This window comes from Siphonobacter sp. BAB-5405 (genome assembly GCF_002872335.1).
Lineage (GTDB): Bacteria > Bacteroidota > Bacteroidia > Cytophagales > Spirosomataceae > Siphonobacter.
Genome location: NZ_NJAG01000010.1, coordinates 17,354 through 35,664, shown reverse-complemented (window position 1 = coordinate 35,664; position 18,311 = coordinate 17,354). Strand labels below are relative to the sequence as shown.

Annotated in this window: 13 protein-coding genes; 4 read left to right on the top strand and 9 right to left on the bottom strand. The window is 49.9% G+C overall.

The genetic code is table 11. The annotated features are described in order from the left end of the window. Window positions 1–54: 54 nt before the first annotated feature. Complete coding sequence (locus tag BWI97_RS09755) at window positions 55–2,235, top strand: M28 family peptidase (RefSeq protein WP_102200880.1); 2,181 nt, start codon at window positions 55–57, stop codon at window positions 2,233–2,235. 275 nt (window positions 2,236–2,510) lie between these two features. Here the strand turns inward: BWI97_RS09755 and BWI97_RS09750 are convergent, their stop codons facing one another. Next, window positions 2,511–3,008, bottom strand: a complete 498-nt coding sequence (locus BWI97_RS09750) for a cupin domain-containing protein (protein ID WP_102200879.1) — start codon at window positions 3,006–3,008, stop codon at window positions 2,511–2,513. 194 nt (window positions 3,009–3,202) lie between these two features. Between BWI97_RS09750 and BWI97_RS09745 the strand changes: the two genes are divergently transcribed. Beyond that, a complete protein-coding gene (locus tag BWI97_RS09745; RefSeq protein ID WP_102200878.1) occupies window positions 3,203–4,636 on the top strand; it encodes a S41 family peptidase in 1,434 nt (477 codons plus the stop codon). 67 nt (window positions 4,637–4,703) lie between these two features. Here the strand turns inward: BWI97_RS09745 and lon are convergent, their stop codons facing one another. Next, window positions 4,704–7,226 carry an endopeptidase La gene (gene lon / locus BWI97_RS09740; protein ID WP_094810446.1) on the bottom strand — a complete coding sequence of 841 codons (2,523 nt, stop codon included), beginning with the start codon at window positions 7,224–7,226 and terminating at the stop codon, window positions 4,704–4,706. Window positions 7,227–7,459: 233 nt separating this feature from the next. Here lon and BWI97_RS09735 point away from each other — a divergent pair, with 233 nt between their 5' ends. Further along, window positions 7,460–8,425 carry a YheT family hydrolase gene (locus BWI97_RS09735; protein WP_094810445.1) on the top strand — a complete coding sequence of 322 codons (966 nt, stop codon included), beginning with the start codon at window positions 7,460–7,462 and terminating at the stop codon, window positions 8,423–8,425. Between the two features lie 114 nt (window positions 8,426–8,539). On the opposite strand, the gene BWI97_RS09730 is transcribed toward BWI97_RS09735, so the two are convergent. The 7 genes from BWI97_RS09730 to BWI97_RS09700 all read right to left on the bottom strand — a co-directional run bounded on the left by BWI97_RS09730 (window position 8,540) and on the right by BWI97_RS09700 (window position 16,622). Then, window positions 8,540–9,775 (bottom strand): MFS transporter, encoded by a 1,236-nt coding sequence (locus BWI97_RS09730; RefSeq protein ID WP_102200877.1) that lies wholly within the window; start codon window positions 9,773–9,775, stop codon window positions 8,540–8,542. Between the two features lie 110 nt (window positions 9,776–9,885). Beyond that, on the bottom strand, window positions 9,886–10,665 hold the full coding sequence (locus BWI97_RS09725) for an ABC transporter permease (protein ID WP_102200876.1): 780 nt from the start codon (window positions 10,663–10,665) through the stop codon (window positions 9,886–9,888). Between the two features lie 541 nt (window positions 10,666–11,206). Then, entirely contained in the window at window positions 11,207–12,133 is a 927-nt protein-coding gene (locus BWI97_RS09720) for an ABC transporter ATP-binding protein (RefSeq protein ID WP_102200875.1), read from the bottom strand. Window positions 12,134–12,233: 100 nt separating this feature from the next. Continuing rightward, the gene (rodA, locus tag BWI97_RS09715) at window positions 12,234–13,544 is read right to left on the bottom strand and encodes a rod shape-determining protein RodA (RefSeq protein ID WP_233207796.1); all 1,311 of its coding nucleotides are present in this window, start codon (window positions 13,542–13,544) and stop codon (window positions 12,234–12,236) included. A gap of 7 nt (window positions 13,545–13,551) precedes the next feature. After that, a complete protein-coding gene (gene mrdA / locus BWI97_RS09710; protein WP_102200873.1) occupies window positions 13,552–15,522 on the bottom strand; it encodes a penicillin-binding protein 2 in 1,971 nt (656 codons plus the stop codon). Between the two features lie 269 nt (window positions 15,523–15,791). Beyond that, a complete protein-coding gene (locus BWI97_RS09705) occupies window positions 15,792–16,118 on the bottom strand; it encodes a hypothetical protein (protein ID WP_094808678.1) in 327 nt (108 codons plus the stop codon). Between the two features lie 150 nt (window positions 16,119–16,268). Then, window positions 16,269–16,622, bottom strand: coding sequence for an MmcQ/YjbR family DNA-binding protein (locus BWI97_RS09700; protein WP_094808677.1), 354 nt, complete (start codon window positions 16,620–16,622; stop codon window positions 16,269–16,271). A gap of 287 nt (window positions 16,623–16,909) precedes the next feature. Between BWI97_RS09700 and hslU the strand changes: the two genes are divergently transcribed. After that, window positions 16,910–18,307 (top strand): ATP-dependent protease ATPase subunit HslU, encoded by a 1,398-nt coding sequence (gene hslU / locus BWI97_RS09695; protein ID WP_094808676.1) that lies wholly within the window; start codon window positions 16,910–16,912, stop codon window positions 18,305–18,307. The last annotated feature ends 4 nt before the right edge of the window (window positions 18,308–18,311 follow it).

The following is an 18,311-nucleotide window of genomic DNA, read 5'->3' as shown; positions in this document are numbered from 1 at the left end:
CTTTTGTTTGTCTTTCGAACCCCGTCTTTCACCCGTTTCAACACGTTCTTTCCGATGAAAACCGTACTTCTACCCCTATTCGCCTTTGGACTGACGAGTCTGGTACAAGCCCAGCAGCTTACCGGATTTACACCGAACCGTCAGACTTCTGAGCTAAACCTGGAAGCTGAATTCAAGAAACACCAGTCGGCGGCGACTTATAAAGAGCATTTAACCCGTCTGACGAGCGTACCACACGTAGCCGGTACTCCCGAAAACGAGAAAGTCCGCGATTACATCGCTGAAACCATGCGAAAAGCAGGCTGGCAGGTGGACATTTATCCGCATGACATTTACTTACCCAAAGGTCCGGGCGAAGTGGCTGTGGAAGTCGTACAGCCCATTCGGCAGCCCCTCAACATCCGCGAATATCTTTTTCCGGAAGACAAATACGCCAGCGACCCCCGGCTGATGCCCGGCTGGAACGCCTACTCCGGGTCGGGCGATGTGACGGCGGAAGTGGTGTACGCCAATTACGGTCGAAAAGAAGATTTCGAGAAGCTCAAAGCTCTGGGCATTTCGGTACAGGGCAAAGTCGTACTGGCCCGGTATGGCGGTAATTTCCGGGGCTACAAAGCCCAGTTTGCTCAGGCCGCAGGTGCGGCGGGCCTCATCATTTATACCGATCCGGCGGACAATGGCTACGCCAAAGGTCTGACGTTTCCGGAAGGTCCTCAGCCCAGTGAAAGCGTTATTCAACGCGGTTCTTTGTTGACCGTAAATTATACGGGTGATCCGTTGACCCCTTTTGAGCCAGCACTTCCCATCGATGGCAAAGTGAAGGTAAAACGCCTCGATCCGAAAGACGTGGATTTGCACAAAATTCCAGTAACTCCCATTCCGTACGCCTCCGCTCTGGAAATCATGAAGCAAATGAAGGGAGCGAAGGCGGTACCCGCAGGCTGGCAGGGCGGCTTGCCCTTCACCTACCGACTCGAAGGCGGACCGGGCCTGACCGTACGCCTGAAAGTGAAACAGGAGATTGCCATTACCCGCGTGTACGAAGTTGTGGGCACGCTGACGGGTACTGAATTTCCGAACGAATGGATCATCGCCGGATGTCATTACGACGCCTGGGCTTACGGTTCAACGGACCCTAATAGCGGTACGGCTATGCTACTGGGCCTCACGGAATCATTGGGTAAACTGGCGAAAGCCGGGCAGAAACCCCGCCGTACCATTAAAGTGGCCCACTGGGATGCGGAAGAATTCGGTGTAATCGGCTCGGCCGAATGGGCCGAACAATTTCGGGATGAACTGACCAAAAACGCCGTGGCGTACATGAACTTCGATGCTGCCGTTTCGGGTCGGGTATTCGGGGCCAGTGCTTCGCCTTCACTGAAAAAGCTACTTATTGAAGCCACCCAAGCCGTAGCGTATCCGGATTCCAACAAAACGGTCTATCAGCATTGGCTGGCTCAGACTTCGCCCCGCAGTGGCAGTACGGTTGGAATTGCGTCCTCGGCTCCGGCACTGGCGGCCAATGAGCCGACCATCGGTAACCTCGGTGGTGGCTCCGATCACATCGGTCCATACATGCACGTGGGCGTACCTTCCCTCAGTGCAGGCGTGGGCGGTCCTACGTTATATCACTCTTCCTACGACGATCTGTTCTTCTACCATAAATTCGTCGATTCTACCTACAAGATGGGTCCAATGGTGGAACAGGTGGTCGGAACGATGGCCCTGCGACTCGCCAACGCGGACATCCTGCCCTATGATCTGGTTCGCTACGCCAGTGACCTGACCACGCACTTGAAAGCCGCCGAGAAAGCGATCAAGGCCTACGCTCCTACGTACTCCATCGAACCCTTACTAGCCACAGTAGCGGATCTGAAAAAGAATGCGGAAGCAGCGGAAGCAGCCCGCCAAAGCTATCTGGCGGCGGGTCGTACGGATAAAGCTCAGGAACTCAACAAGATTATGCTTCAGCTCGAACAGTCGTTTATTGATAAGAAAGGCATGGCCTTTGGCTCCTGGTACCGTTCCCTGTACGCATCCTCGGATCCGTACAGTGGCTATGCGTCCTGGATGTTACCCGGTTTGTTGTACGAGGCTTCCTTAAAATCGACCGCGAATCTGCCGGACCTGGAGAATCGGTACAAAACGGCAATTCAGTCCCTGAGCGGCAAGCTGGCTAGTCTGGTACAAACCGTAAATAAGAGTACGGGGGCTTCGCTGGGCGGTAGTAAATAGCTTGATTCCAAGGATTTCATTCAGCCAAGGAAAGTTCACTAGCTCGCTCCGATTTATAACCTCATGGAATGATCGGGGCGGCACTGGTCGAGCGTCTCCGACGCGAATCCTTAACATCCTATCCCCCGCATTGCATACGGGGCTATTGAAATTAAACCCCTCCGGGGTTACAGTTTCAGGTCTGTTCCCCGGCTCGCCCGATCATTCCATAAGGGTTATAAATCGGAGCGAGCCGGGTGAATGCTAGTCGGGCGTCTACGACGTAAACTCAATTCCTACGTATGCCATTCCGGCATTTCTTTCGCACCCGTCACCGGATCCTGCGATGGCATGGGTACGGCAGCAATGTTTCGATCCGCTTGGGGACGGTCGCCCTTTTCACCCTTCAGTAAATCCCAGTCTTTGCCTTCGGGATACGCTCCTACCACGCCAAAATCACTACTGGCTTCGAGCTTCTTGTGACCAACGCCCGCTGGAATCACCAGCACATCGCCCGCTTGCACGCGGATCGCCTGCCCTTTTTCGCCACCCATTTGTAAAGTGGCTTGTCCGCCGTAGACGCCCAGTACTTCGTGCGAAATACTATGGTAGTGGTGATAGGGATACACTCCATTTCGCCAGGAATTACGCCAGCGATGTTCGGAAAAGAGCGTCTCGAATCGCCGGGCCAGGTCCTTTTCTCCCGCTTTAAAAACCGCGGAATAGATCAATAAGGGTAAGGCGTTGTTAGGTATTACACCATCGTCTTTGAAATGCAAACGTTCCGGTTTCATGAAAGAAGGACGCGTTAAAGGAGTATGACAGTACGGACAGCCTGGGGCGAAAGAAGTATACCAATCCCTGCGAACGTAGCCTTTTCGGCACGCCCCGTCGCTAAAAATGCGGCGAGTATCGGCTAGTGTTTTCCGTTGACTAACGTCCGTTTTCAAGCCTGCGTATAGGTCAGTAAACAATCGCAACCAGCACCGTGAAATACGCAATCACTTATTCCCTACTGGCCCTTGCCTTACTGACGGGCTGCAAAAAAGATACGGATGCGACTACGCCCGCTACCCACTCGGAAGAAAATACGCCGATTAACCAATGGATTTACGAACAAATGCAGGCCTATTATCTCTGGACGGATCAGCTACCGGTGGAAAATACGACCGATCAGACCCTCGCTCCGGAGGATTATTTTAATTCCCTGCTCTACACCTATAACGCAACGACGAATCCGCAGGGCGACCGTTTTTCTTACCTTTCTTCGGATGCCGAATCGCTGGAAGCGGCCCTTAACGGGGAAAGCCTGACCACGGGTATGCAATTCCGGCTCTTTTACCGGGATAATGCGAATGTAAATGTGGTGGGGCAGGTACTGTACGTACTGAAAAATTCACCCGCTGATCTGGCCGGTTTCAAACGGGGGGATGTCTTTACGAAAGTGAACGGTACGACATTGACCGTTAACAACTACAGTGAATTACTGTATGGGTCGGGAACGACGTCCGCATTTACCCTCGGTACAGTCAATACCACCACGGGCACCCTGGATGATACGAGTACCACCCGATCCGTAACGGCAACGACTTTTCAGGAAGATCCGGTTTACCTGGATTCCGTGTACACCGTCAACGGAAAGAGCGTAGGTTATCTCTTGTATAACCAGTTTGTATCGAGTCCGAATGGCTCGTCCAGCAATGCGTACGACAATCACCTGCGGCAGATTTTCGCCCACTTTAAAGCGGCGGGCATTCAGGAGTTGGTTCTGGATTTACGCTACAATCCCGGTGGATCGGGTGCTACGGCTATCAATCTGGCCAGTATGATTGTTAAATACAGCGGTGCCAATCAGGTTTTCTACCGCGAAGAATACAACACTGAGCTGAATAAGTATCTGCAGCAACAGTACGGTAGCGATTCGTTCAACGCCTATTTTACCAATGAAGTTAATAATGTGGGGAATCAGATCAGCAAGGTTACCATCCTGACGTCGGAATGGACGGCCTCCGCAAGTGAGCTGGTGATCAATGGATTAAAGCCGTACATGAACGTGCAGCTGATTGGCGAAACCACGTACGGAAAAAACGTAGGTTCGACCACCCTGACCGACGATTCGGGTAAGATCAAATACGCTCTGCAACCCATCATTGTTAAAGTCTACAATAGTCTGGGGCAATCGGATTACACGGCAGGATTTACGCCCGCTATCGTACTGTCGGAACCCTTTAACCTGTATCCGCTGGGCAGTACGCAGGAGGCCTTACTGCAAACAGCTTTGTACGGAAGCAGTACTTCCGGTCGGCAGGCGGCGGGCATCCATGCCGTGGCTTCTTCGCTCACTCAAAAAACGCTGTTTGGAAAACTACTGATTCGAAGCAAAGATCAGCGTATTCAGTCCTTTTTTAAAAATCGGTTTTAATCTAATGCTTTTTAAGCCAGAAAGGCTGCCTTACCGGGCAGCCTTTCTCGTTTGTAGTAATTCAGTATTAATTCAATACGACCACTTCGGTGGTGGTGGTATCTACTGGTTTCCCTTTATCCTCGGGGAATACGAAGTTGATCGGGCGTTCCACTTTTTCTTCCAGCAAAGCCACTTTCAACACGTCTTCCACCCGGTCGGCATAGTGGAACGTCAGATCCTGGATGTACGATTTATTGATTTCTTCAATGTCCTTGCGGTTCTTCGTACACAGGATCACCTCTTTGATACCGGCTCGTTTCGCAGCAAGAATTTTCTCCTTGATGCCACCCACGGGAAGTACTTTTCCACGCAGGGTAATCTCACCCGTCATGGCCAGATTCGACTTCACTTTCCGCTGCGTAAAGGCCGAAGCCATCGAGGTAATCATCGTAACCCCCGCCGACGGTCCGTCCTTCGGTACTGCCCCCGCCGGTACGTGAACGTGCAGGTTATAGTACTCGAAAAGTCGTTCGTCAATGTTGAGTTCTTCCGCGTGAGCTTTCAGATAACTAAGGGCCGTAATGGCTGATTCTTTCATGACATCGCCCAACTGACCCGACAAGGTAAGCGTACCACGTCCCCGGTTCAGGCTTGATTCAACGAACAGAATTTCACCCCCCACGCTAGTCCAGGCCAGACCCGTCACGACACCAGCGGTATCGTTATTGTCGTACTCGTCCTTGTCAAACGTTTCGGGGCCCAGCAGTTTGATTACATCTTCGGGCCGAACGGTTTTGGGATACTCTTCCTCCAGAGCGATGGCCTTGGTGATTTTCCGAACCAGCGAACCAATTTTCTGCTCCAGGGCTCGTACCCCCGATTCACGGGTATAGCCTTCAATGATTTTCTGAACGGCTGCGTCAGTAAAATTCAGCATTTTACCGTCCAGGCCGTGTTCGTGTTTTTGCTTGGGAATCAGGTACTTCTTACCGATTTGTACCTTTTCTTCCATGGTATAACCCGTCAAGTCAATGATCTCCATCCGGTCGCGAAGAGCGGGCTGAATGGGTTCAAGCGAGTTGGCTGTTGCAATGAATAGTACTTTCGACAGGTCGTATTCTACTTCCAGATAATTATCCTGGAAGCTGCTGTTTTGCTCGGGATCCAATACTTCCAGTAAGGCCGAGGATGGATCGCCCCGGAAATCGCTTGATACTTTATCGATTTCATCCAGAATAAAGACTGGGTTGGAAGATTTCGCCTTCCGAATGTTCTGAATAATCTTACCCGGCATGGCACCGATGTACGTTTTCCGGTGGCCCCGGATTTCGGACTCATCATGTACACCACCCAGAGCCATTCGTACGTATTTACGTCCGAGGGCTTTGGCTACGGATTTACCCAGCGAAGTTTTACCGACGCCCGGAGGGCCATACAGACACAAAATGGGGGCTTTCATGTTGCCCTTCATTTTCAGTACGGCGAGGTATTCGATGATGCGTTCTTTGACTTTCTCCAGTCCGAAGTGATCCTGATCCAGAATCTTCTGAGCTTTTTTAAGGTCAAAGAAATCTTTGGTATGCTCGTTCCAGGGTAGGTCCACCATCAGTTCCAGGTAGTTCATCCCAATGGGATACTCCGGCGACATCGGGTTGGTCCGACGTAGTTTGCTGATTTCCTTTTGAAACTGTTCACTGACCTCCTTGCTCCATTTCTTCTGAGCAGCTTTAGCCTGTAAGGCATCAATTTCCTGTTCGGGGGAATCAATACCCAGCTCTTCCTGAAGCACTTTGATCTGCTGCCGGATGTAGTAATCCCGCTGTTGCTGATCAATTTCACTGCTGGCTTTCGACTGGATTTCCCGTTTCATTTCCAGCAACTGAATGTCCTTCAGCATCACCTCCAGCAGCTTAGTGGCCTGTTGTAGTGAATCGAACGTTTCCAGCAGGGCCTGCTTCTCAGGCTGATCAGCGTTGGTATTCGCCGACAGGAAATGAATCAGGAAGTTATTGGATTCAATGTTATCCAGGGCAATCTGAGCTTCGCGGGGAATTTCCGGATTCAGATTCAGACTTTTATGAGCAGCATCCCGCAGGGACTGAATCAAAGCTTTGGCTTCGCGGTTGGGTTTAGCCGGGAAATTGTCATCCACGTACGAAACCTTGGCCAGAAAGTGCGGCTCTTCTTTCAGAAACTCTTCAATCTGAAAACGCTTTTTCCCCTGTACGATAATGGTGACATTACCATCGGGTAAAACAATCATTTTCAAAATATTAGCCAGCGTACCAACCCGGTAGAGATCATCCGCAGTAGGCTCCTCCTTCTGGGGATTCGCCATGGCTACTACTCCTACTACTTTATTCTTGGACTTGTACTGCTTTTTAACCAGACGAATGGATTTCTGACGACCTACAGTTACCGGAATAACCATTCCCGGAAACAACACAATGTTCCGGATGGGTAAGATGGGCAATTGTTCGGCATAGGTAGCGGGGTCATCATTATCATCAAAATCTCCGGCAGACAGCGGAATCATTTCCATACTGTCAAAATCAGACATTTCGACCAGACGCAGGTTAGCAAGGGAATCCGTCTTTTTATTATTCATATAGCAAGTACCTGTCATGTTGGCAGGAAAAACAATCGATCGAAAAACGAAACTACGAAAAAGTTCGCGGTAGGTATAAGGCGAAAGGACTGTGCCAGGAATAAATTACGCAGTGGTTTCGCCCTAACTCCTACTTAAACGTATAGTTCTTCGTTAATATCAAAAAATAATATACCATATTTTTACAAAACTTTTTCATCCGCCCCCTTGCTTTCCTGTAGCAGCGACCTGATATGCCGATCCTTACTCATTCTACCTATACTGCTCCGTTCTGGATGCAGAATGCTCATTTCTCCACGATTTATCCGAGTACGCTGCGACGCGTGGCCGGAGTGACGTATACCAGAGAACGTCTGGAATTGGTGGATGGTGACTTTCTGGATTTAGACTGGAGTTGGTCCCAGCAGCCCCATCCCTGCAAGCCTTCGCTGGCTTTGCTTACGCACGGTTACCTGGGAAATTCGACCCGTCAATACATGCTTGGAGCCGTGCGGGCCTTCAATGAAGCGGGCTTCGACGCTTTAGCCTGGAATCACCGGGGTTTGAGTGGCGAGGCCAATCGGCTCGAAAAAATGACGACCCACGGCAGCACTGACGATTTGGCTGAAGTAATTCAATATGCACTGGGCAAAGGTTATACCTCGATTTCGCTCGTTGGTTTCAGCAAGGGCGGAAATTTAGCCTTGAAGTACGCCGGCGAGCAGGGTTCGCAACTTTCCGACGCTATCCAGTCGGTAGTGGCTGTCTCTACCCCTACGGATATGCCGGGGAGTATGGCCGCCTGCCGGGGCACCTTTTATGAATGGTACTTTCTGCGAAAATTACGCAAGTTTCTGTCGACACGAAAGCATCTGATCGATCAGCAGCTATACGCTCAGTTTGATCGCTACCGTACCCTCGACGACTTTTCCAACGAATATATTTCACCCTTTTTTGGCTGGAAGGACTACGCAGAAGCGACCTCGGCTTTACCCTATCTTTCTAACATTCGGGTACGGAGTCTGCTGCTTAATGCTCAAAATGACCCCATTCTTTCGCCCAGCTGTTCTCCCGAAACGCTGGCCCGGCAATCGGATTACCTGTGGCTGGAAACGCCCCGTTTGGGCGGCCATTGCGGCTTTTATGAGGCCTCGAAAGATGGACTGTACTGGGTGGACCGCCGTATTGTGAATTTTGTGCAACAGGAACCAAAGCTTTAGCACGCCGAAGCTTGGTTTCATCGTACAAGCTGTTCGTACTGCACACGCCTGGTTATACGCTTCCGAAAATTGAAACTTCCGGAAGCGTATAACTGACACCTGACTCTGCGGCTATTATTCCACGTAATCCAGTTCTTTGGCAAAGGTTTCTTCCACGCTCCAGTTGGAAATAAATGCCAGGATCAGACACACTATTCCTACCGTAAGGGCCGAACCAATCAGGCCCAGCGAAGGAATAAAGGCTTTAAACAGAATACTGATGGGAATCACGGCTCCGCGAACGAAATTAGGAATGGTCGTGGTAACCGTAGCCCGTAGATTGGTACCAAATTGCTCGGAAGACATCGTGACAAACATGGCCCAGTAACCCGCAAAAAATCCGAGGGCAAAACACAGCCAGTAAAAACCCTGCGGGGATAATCCGCTGGAATTCAAGTAAAAAATAACTAGTGAAGATAGAATAATCAGATAAAAATAAATGGCTTTTTTCCGGCTACGAATCTGCTGACTCAGCAAACCAACGCCTATATCACCCAGTGAAAGTCCGGCGTACAGGTAAGCGATGGTGAGGTTGGGCCGGATACCACTTACCCCCAGGGCTTTCACCAACTCCGGTGCGGAAAGAACCAGTACCGAAATCACGTACCAGATGGGAATACCAATGAAGATACAGGCCAGGTATTTCCTGAACCGGGCACCGTTTGTAAACAGACTCAGGAAATCGCCTTTCGTCACGTTGGAATGTTCGGTTTTCTCAAATAGATCCGATTCATAGGTACCGATTCGCAACGTCAACAAAGCCAGTCCCAAACCGCCACCGATAAAGTACAGCATTCGCCAGTTCGGAATCCATTCGGGGAGTAATGCCGCAAATACGGCTCCCGAAGCTCCAAAACCCGCTACGATCAATGTCCCGTACCCGCGTTTTTCCTTGGGCATGGTTTCATTGACGAGGGTAATCCCGGCTCCCAGTTCACCGGCCAGCCCCACACCCGCGATGAAACGCAGGACGGCGTAGACGGTCAAATCGTTAATGAGACCGTTGATAGCATTGGCCAGCGAATACATCACGATCGAACCAAACAGTACGGATTTGCGGCCTTTCTTATCACCGATAACGCCCCAGAAAATACCCCCGAGCAGCATCCCGGCCATTTGCCAGTTAAAAAGTGTAGTACCCTGAGCCAGTAATTGATCTTCAGGAACGCCGAGTTCCCGCAGGCTCGGATTACGAATGACGCCGAATAAAATCAGGTCGTAGACATCCACAAAATAGCCTAATGCCGCTACCAGAATGAGCGTATAGGCCGAACGTGTAGAAGACGTAGACAGGGATACTGAAGTTGACATGGATTGCAATGAGGTACGTTAAAAATCCGGCCAAAATACGGCAGTCCTGCAAAACATCCAACGCCCTAAACTCTTTTAATTTCTGTTTAATCTTCTATTTTATTTGGCATTTATCCCATATTACGGCGGAAAATGTCCAAATACCCGATTATATTCAGAACAACAAAGTATCCGATACTAATCCATTCGTGCTTTTGTAACAGGCCCTCCGGCTGTAACCGAGAAGACAGAATCGTATACGCGTACGGAAACCAGTCAATGTATTTCCATGGCTGCTGCAACAGAATGGGTGAAAGCACTAAGCCCATCAAGGCCATGCCGATGGGTACGATGAGATTCTTGATTCGGGTAGCCAGCCAGTAATGAATGCCCGATATCGCCAGCGTTGCCAGATAGGCTTTTGTCGTTGCCTTCAGCCACATCGTTAGATCAGGCCCCTGATTACCAAAACCATATTTTTCGTTGATAAACGAAAGAGTGAACCCGGCTACTATAATGAGAGAATTGAACAAAATGAAATTCAACAGTATTAACGCCTGAATGAGCAGCAGCTTTCCTAGCCAGACGGAGGCTTTGGGGAAGGGTTGCGTAAAAACATATTTCCAGGTATTGGAACGATGCTCAATGTTTACGACCATACTGTTGATGAGTACAACGAAAAAGGGCAGAAACAATACAATGTTGATTTGCCAGCAACGCCCCGCAAATAAATCCCACGCACTGATGGCCGCTTTAGCTGGCATGAAAAAGTTTTGGGGTTTGGCTAGGTAGCCAATGCACAGGAGTACCGGAGCAAAGGCCGCACCCGCTACCGTCAGCCAGAAAGCGGCGGTATTGCGGGTTTTCAGCATTTCAATGCGAAAGGATTGAGGAATATAGGTGAGGAGCATGGGTTTTGTGTTGAGGTTATAGAAGGGTTCAATTTATACAGTAAGAGGTCCGATCATAATAGGGCTGTTTTTAGTCATGCTGGGCTGGTCTTCCATCGTTATTCAATCAACTAGTATCATAGGATGGTTATTTCGTCCTGTAAATGCGGCTGGTTGTTTAGTCCGTATCGCGAACACCGCTCTTTTCATCCTGCACAAAGCCACCGCGTTGCGGATGAAAAAGGCGGCTTTTCACGATAGGACGGGGACCGGGTTTAAGTCGCCCATGTAGAAATCGGCAAACTTCAAACAATGATTAACTACATAAATCATCCGAAGACGAAAATCTCTCCCGCCCATGAGCCATTCCATGGGGGCCACCATGGAATGGCAACGGAACGACCTATGACAGCCGCAACGCGGTGGCCTTACAGCAGGCTGTTGTCAGTCGTGGAGGGGTCCAGCCTGGAAGGCTCATGGGCTCCTAGTCGGCCAATAAGGAGGACCAAACTCGGTCTAGGTAAATAACGAAACTCCGAATCAACAAACTTCAAAATCAACTTTATACCAGCGACTCCATACGAAGTGGCCCCGTAATTTCCAGGAACATTTCTTCCAGATCGGCTCCCTGCAAGCTGAGTTCGTATACCTCAAAACCCGCCAGTACCAGCGACTGATTCAGAGCCGCTACCTGCGATTTACTTTCGAAGGGAATACTAAGTTTACCATTGGCAAGCCGTTGAACAGAGTACTGCTGGCGGAGTAAGGCCTCGGCCTGGTCTACATTATTAGTTTCCAGTTGTAAGCTACGTTTCTGTACCTGAGCCGATTGCAGCTCTTCAATACTTCCCTGAAACAGTAACTTTCCCTGATGAATGATGCCGACGTGGGTACACATCCGTTCCACCTCGGCAAGCAGGTGGCTCGATACAAAGAAGGTAATGCCGTGGTCGCGATTGAGGGTTTTCAGCAGTTCCCGCATCTCGATGATCCCGGCGGGGTCTAGGCCATTCGTGGGTTCGTCCAGAATTACCAGTTCGGGCTGATGTAAGAGGGCAATGGCCAGTCCCAGGCGTTGCTTCATACCGAGCGAATACGCTCCGGCCCGCTTCCGGGCCGCCGCCTGTAGGCCTACCATAGCGAGTACTTCCGGGATACGCGACGCAGGGACCTGGGTATACCGACGGGCAATTTCCAGGTTTTGTTCACCCGTCAGGTGTAGATACAGGGAAGGTTGCTCGATGAGCGAACCAATTTTCTGAAACAGTTCGGAACGGTTGGATTCCAGCTCCTGACCGAAGATTTCCACCCGTCCGCCACTCGCCCGTAACAAACCGAGTATGAGCCGGATAGTAGTCGTTTTTCCGGCCCCATTCGGACCCAGGAATCCGAAAATAGAGCCTTTGGGTACGCTTAGATCAACCTGACGAACAATCGGTTGACCCTTGCGGAAATAAAATTCCAGTTGGTGGGTTTGCAGGATCGGCATAGGTGTAGGAAGTTATTGCTTCCAAATACGTCGATCCCTAACATCCAGCCCACCACTTTAGGCTGAAAGGCGAAAAGCAATGGACTGACGGTTAACCCGCTTATACCCGTGACATAATTTGAGAACGCTGAGCGTCAAGCTTCAGGAAAATGAATAGCAAAATGGTGAAGGACCACAAACTCGACCCCCCATAGCTAAAGAAAGGCAGAGGAATACCAATGACTGGCATCAACCCAATGGTCATACCAATATTCACCAGAAAGTGAAAGAAAAATATAGAGATAACGCCATACCCATACACGCGGGCAAACTTAATGCGTTGCCGCTCAGCTAGTATAATTAATCGCAGGATTAGCCCGATTAGTAAGCCAATCACCAGTATGCTGCCCATAAAGCCGTGCTCCTCCCCTACGGTACAGAAGATAAAGTCGGTACTTTGCTCGGGTACAAAGTCAAACTTGGTTTGTGTACCCTGCAGGAAGCCTTTCCCGAAAATCCCCCCGGAACCAATCGCAATTTTGGACTGAATCACGTTCCAGCCCGCCCCGCGTTTATGACTGTTGGGATCGATCAGTACTTCAATTCGGGACCTCTGGTGGGGAGCCAGCACGTCGTTAATGATAAAATCCGTCGCCAATACCATACTGATACAACCCACGTAAATGAGTCCCATGGCCGTATAGGTCTTGCGATTTCGTTGGTAACGGGGTAGAAAAAAGATGACTAAAGCCCCCACAATGGCCAGTCCAATGGCAATATTCAGGGTTTCGACGGTTAGCGAAAGAACCAGTAACGTTGCCGCCACGATGATGATCAGTGGATAAATCCCCGGCAACCCTTCCCGATACAGCATCAGTAGCAAGCCTACAATCACCAGAGCCTGACCCGTTTCGTCGGAAATTCGAATCAAAATCATCGGAATCAGCATGAAGATTCCCACGTTCAGCTGATCCTTGAACCGGGTAAGGTTGGTCCCGGGCGTACTGAGATACTTCGCTATTGCTAACGCCGTGGCCATCTTCGCGACCTCAGCGGGCTGAAAACCGATCGGTCCGATCCGGAACCAGGAGTGCGATCCTTTGATATTAGCCCCCAGAAAGAGAACGGCAATCAATAGCAGCAGGACGAATCCGTAAATGAAAAAAGCGAACGTTTCCCAGAATCGGTAATCAATCACCAGAATCGCAATGATAATGAAAACGGCAAAACCCGCGAATACCAGCTGTTTCCCGGAATTCGTATCGAAATTAAAAATACTGATGGGTTGTTCGGGATTGTAAACGGCGGCGTAGATATTCAGCCAGCCTACCACCACGCAGGCTATATACAGGGCTACGGTAATCCAGTCCAGTCGGTTTAAAACACTATTCTCGCGGGAAGCCAATTTCTTATTCTTTAAAAGATGATTCAAACCTTACCTATTGCATCGTAATGAAATCATATACCGAAAACTGGGGGTAAGCTGATTTGGTCGCCGGTACCGATTTCACTTTTCCATTTTCTACAATCAGAATCCGGTCTTTCGGCAACAGAGGCGTTGGCTTTTTCCTGGGAGAAGGCGGCGGCAGGTACAGGAGATTTTTGTTCATCAGTTCCCGCTCCAGTCCTTTGTGACTAACGGTTCCCTTGATGTACTTCTCGGCCACCATCATGGCAATGGGAGCCGAAGTCGTTCCTCCCCACTTTCCGTAATCGACCACCGCGGCAATCGCAATTTTAGGATTATTACGCGGAGCAAAGCAGATGAATACGGAGTTATCCGCGGGGCCTTTCGGGTTTTGCGAGGTTCCCGTCTTTCCGCAGATTTCAAGGTCCGGAATGTAGGCGGCCCGCATCACCGTACCCGCCCGAACGGCATCTGACATACCCGCAATCAGGGTTTCGAAGTGCCGGTAATCAACATCTACTGAATGTTTTTCTTTGAATTCGGGTAGTGGATCGCCCTTGGGGTTACCAATGGCCCGTACCAGGTGCGGCGTAATGTACCAGCCCCGGTTGGCAATAATCGCAGCCACGTTCGCCAGTTTCAGCGGCGTAACGAGCAACTCCCCTTCCCCGATACCTACGGAATAGATGTTGGAGAATTTCCAGTTGTTTTCGCCTTTGTTACGTTTGTTGTAGTATTCGACATCCGGCAAGAGACCCTTACGTTCGTAGGGTAAATCCACGCCCAGTTTTTGGCCAATTCCGAATTTGGCAACCCGATCGTGCCAGCGGGTCAATCCTACTTTCGATTTTTTGAAAACGTTGGTTTCGTCGTTGTTGTAAATGATTCGCCGGAAGACGTGGTAGAAATACGGGTTACAGGACATCTGAATGGCCCGGTGCAGTGTACTTGAACTACTGCCGCAGTGACAGTTCATACGAATCCCTGAGTGCCCCAGAACCGTACCGGGCGTAATGGCTCCGTCCTGCAAACCTACCAGCGTTTCGATGGTTTTAAACGTAGAACCCGGTCGGTAGGTACCCTGCAAGGCCCGGTTAAGCAGGGGGTTGAATGGATTCAGAGCAAGGCGAGCATAGTTTTTGGAGTAGTTACGCCCCGATAACATTTTTGGATCGTACGTGGGAGCCGATACCATGGCCAGAATTTCACCAGTACTGGGATCAATCGCCACCAGACTGCCCGACTTGTTCTGAAACAAACTGTCCGCGTACTGTTGCAATTCCACGTCCAGCGAAGTATACAGGTTCTTTCCAGCAACGGGAACGATGTCCGCCGCTCCCCCTTTCCAGGGACCTTTTACCACGCCATGTACGTCTTTCATGATGTACTTCATCCCCCTACGACCCCGAAGGATTTCCTCGTACTGCTTCTCCAGACCACTCTGTCCGATGTAATCCCCCTGGCGGTAGTAATTTTCACCGCGTTCTTCCTGATCTTCCAGTTGTTTGGGGCTTACCTCGGCCACGTACCCGAGTGTATTCGCCAGAGCCGATGTATTGTACGTACGGAACGCACTGGTTTCGAACGTGAAACCAGGATAATCCACCATGGCATCCTGAATACGGGCAAAATCCTCGACGGAAAGCTGACGCATGAACAGGGAAGGCTTAAACTTGGAATACGTTTTCGCCACGTTGTACATACTGTCAAACTGAACTTTGGTAACACCCAGCAAATTACACAAACGGAGTGTATCCGGAATGCGGGCCTTTTTGGGGGTGATAAATAAATCGTACGTCGGCGTATTGTAGACAATCAGATTTCCCTTTCGGTCATAAATCTGACCGCGATAGGGAATCTGCACGACCTGTTCAATCGCATTGCTAACGGCTGCCTCCGAGTAGCCTTCGTCAATCACCTGTAGATAAAATAATTTGGCCAGATAGATCAGGGCCACCAGTATCACTACTCCTTGTATAATTCCTTTTTTGACTTCTTGCATATTTCCCCGACAAGCCCTCTAAATCAAACGATTCTCCCTACAAAATTTGTAGTTTTTAAAGGATTCGCCAAAAAGAAAGTTCAATCCTAAGTAAAAATTAATACAGGGGGACGCGAGGACTTGCTTTAGCCCTAACGCCGCCGTGAAGGAAGATATTTTGTCCAACCAAAGACTCGTCGTTTCATCAGCAACGACCGTGTACTGATTTTGTCTTTTCTCGTGACGGGAAAGACCTTCCACATAGCCTGCATTTCTTTGTTGATTCGAGCTTAGGGCCTGGTAGTAAACGCTATCATTTTTTCTTTTTTTCGCGGGGACTCTCCAACCATGATTTTACTGATTTGCTGTTGGGCTAACAACTCTTTTAAAAGTTGCGTATTCTCCGTGGGCTGATTATCCAGCAAGTACTGCACCTTTTGCTTCGGGTCAAATAACGGGGTGCCGGGCCAGGCTTGCCCTTCCGTAAGCATCAGACATTGATCGCCTTCTTTCATAACAAAAAGCACCGGCTTGTAAGTGGGATCTAAGGCTGCCCGTTGACAAGAAAAACCGCCTAGAGCTAACCCAAGTAAAGCCATCCAAGTATACTTTCTCATAAGCAGAGCGATAAAGGGGTATGAAATCTGATTTTGGTATGCTCCATTACATCCAGCTTGCTGAACGTATACGTTTAATAAACGCTGGCATGCGGTAAGATCAGCTACAACAGATGTTAAAAATTTTACGTTTAACCCCTGAGGGTCAATTTATTGCTTCCCTACTCTCTGTCCGTACGCTTTCACTTGCCGGGCTGAAGCCAGAAACCGCCAGGCTTTCTCTAGCAGCAGCTCCACATCTTCCAATCGCACCAGCGTCAAATCTACCAGGATGACGGGATGATTTCGGTAATGATCCGTCAGAAAAAATGTATCAGGAGCCTGTTCCAGATACGTTTCCCGTTCCTCGGGATTCAGCTTTATGGCCAGTGTCTGGCCGTCTTCCTGCAAACGACCGAGTAATTTGCGGCCTAGATGAAGCGAAGGTGTTCCATAGGCAAGTCCTTCGGTTACGTGCGGGTATTCCAGGGCCAGACTACGAACGGTATCGTAACGGACAGCCATATGAAAAACAGGTTTAGAAAAATGACGTATGGTCAGACGGTATCCCGTCCGATGGCCTGACAAGATACCGCCAAAATTACACCTTCTTCGGCCTGTCAGCCCGCACGGTTTATTAGAATCAGGCTTGTGGTACCATCTTTGTATAGGTTACTGGTTGCCGATTCGTTATGTGACGTTGTCATCTTGTCAGCTACACCTGTTTCGTTGGTTTACTGACACTTTTGTTGATTTTTCCTGTGTATCCCATTTGACTGGCCAGGAATGTACCGTTTTACAGAAATTCATCTATGACTCCCGGAGAAGCCAAAAGTCTCGAAGCTCTTACCCCCCGTCAGATCGTGGCGGAATTAGATAAATACATCATTGGTCAGCACGAAGCGAAGAAAAATGTGGCCATTGCCCTGCGGAATCGCTGGCGGCGGATGAACGCTGCCGCAGAAATGCAGCGGGAAATCATGCCCAACAATATTCTGATGATTGGGCCTACGGGTTGCGGAAAAACCGAAATTGCCCGCCGGCTTGCCCAGCTTGCCGATGCTCCCTTTACCAAAGTGGAAGCTTCCAAATTTACGGAAGTGGGCTACGTGGGCCGCGATGTGGAAAGCATGGTACGCGATCTGGTGGAACAGGCCATCCACATGGTACGGGCGGCTAAAAAAGAGTCCGTGAAAGAACGGGCGGCTCAGTCCGTAGAAGAAGTAATCCTTGATGCCCTGATTCCGCCGGTTAAACAACCCACGGGTTTTCATTCGTCCTCCGTTAGCGTTTCGCCCGAAAATGCCTCCGATGCGGAACTCAACGAACGAACGCGGGAGCGTTTCCGCGAAAAAATCCGTACGGGTGAATTGGACAGCCGCAAAATTGAAATCGACGTTCAGCAAAGTACCTCGCCCAACATTGGCGTGATGGGTGGTCCCATTGACGAAAGTTCCATGATGAACATCCAGGAAATGCTTTCGGGAATGATGCCTAAACAACGCAAAAAGCGGAAGGTAACCATTGGCGAAGCAAAGCGGATTTTGCTCGACGAAGAGGCAGCCAAGCTGATTGATATGGATGAAGTGAAGGAAGAGGCCATTCGGAAAGCCGAAAACCTGGGCATTATCTTCATCGATGAAATTGATAAAGTCGCCGCCAAAAGTGGCGGTTCGGGTCCGGACGTATCGCGGGAAGGCGTTCAGCGGGACTTACTGCCCATTGTGGAAGGTTCGACGGTGAATACCAAATACGGGGTTATTCATACGGATCACATTTTGTTCATTGCCGCGGGGGCTTTCCACGTCTCTAAACCCAGCGATCTGATTCCGGAGTTACAGGGCCGTTTCCCGATTCGGGTCGAGTTACAGCCGCTGACCAAGAGCGATTTCGTGCGGATTCTGAAAGAACCCCGGAACGCCCTGACCCGCCAGTACGAAGCCATGTTACAGGCCGAATCGGTAGGTTTGTCTTTTAACGAAGAAGCCCTGGATGCGTTGGCCGAAGTGGCGTTCCAGTTGAATACGGAAGTTGAAAATATTGGAGCCCGTCGTTTGCAAACGGTAGTCAGTCAATTGCTGAACGACGTTCTGTTTGACATTCCCGATCAGATCGGACCGAATGCTCAGGTGGTAGTCACGAAAGAACTCGTCGAACAGCGTCTGGCAGGACTGGTACAGAATCGCGATCTGAGTCAATATATTCTTTAATCCA

What these genes read in the sequence shown, in the direction of transcription:
- BWI97_RS09755 (WP_102200880.1), top strand. Translation starts at nt 55, where the DNA reads ATGAAAACCGTACTTCTACCCCTATTCGCCTTTGGACTGACGAGTCTG.
- BWI97_RS09750 (WP_102200879.1), bottom strand. Translation starts at nt 3,008, where the DNA reads ATGAAACCGGAACGTTTGCATTTCAAAGACGATGGTGTAATACCTAAC.
- lon (WP_094810446.1), bottom strand. Translation starts at nt 7,226, where the DNA reads ATGAATAATAAAAAGACGGATTCCCTTGCTAACCTGCGTCTGGTCGAA.
- BWI97_RS09735 (WP_094810445.1), top strand. Translation starts at nt 7,460, where the DNA reads ATGCCGATCCTTACTCATTCTACCTATACTGCTCCGTTCTGGATGCAG.
- BWI97_RS09730 (WP_102200877.1), bottom strand. Translation starts at nt 9,775, where the DNA reads ATGTCAACTTCAGTATCCCTGTCTACGTCTTCTACACGTTCGGCCTAT.
- BWI97_RS09725 (WP_102200876.1), bottom strand. Translation starts at nt 10,665, where the DNA reads ATGCTCCTCACCTATATTCCTCAATCCTTTCGCATTGAAATGCTGAAA.
- BWI97_RS09720 (WP_102200875.1), bottom strand. Translation starts at nt 12,133, where the DNA reads ATGCCGATCCTGCAAACCCACCAACTGGAATTTTATTTCCGCAAGGGT.
- mrdA (WP_102200873.1), bottom strand. Translation starts at nt 15,522, where the DNA reads ATGCAAGAAGTCAAAAAAGGAATTATACAAGGAGTAGTGATACTGGTG.
- BWI97_RS09705 (WP_094808678.1), bottom strand. Translation starts at nt 16,118, where the DNA reads ATGAGAAAGTATACTTGGATGGCTTTACTTGGGTTAGCTCTAGGCGGT.
- BWI97_RS09700 (WP_094808677.1), bottom strand. Translation starts at nt 16,622, where the DNA reads ATGGCTGTCCGTTACGATACCGTTCGTAGTCTGGCCCTGGAATACCCG.
- hslU (WP_094808676.1), top strand. Translation starts at nt 16,910, where the DNA reads ATGACTCCCGGAGAAGCCAAAAGTCTCGAAGCTCTTACCCCCCGTCAG.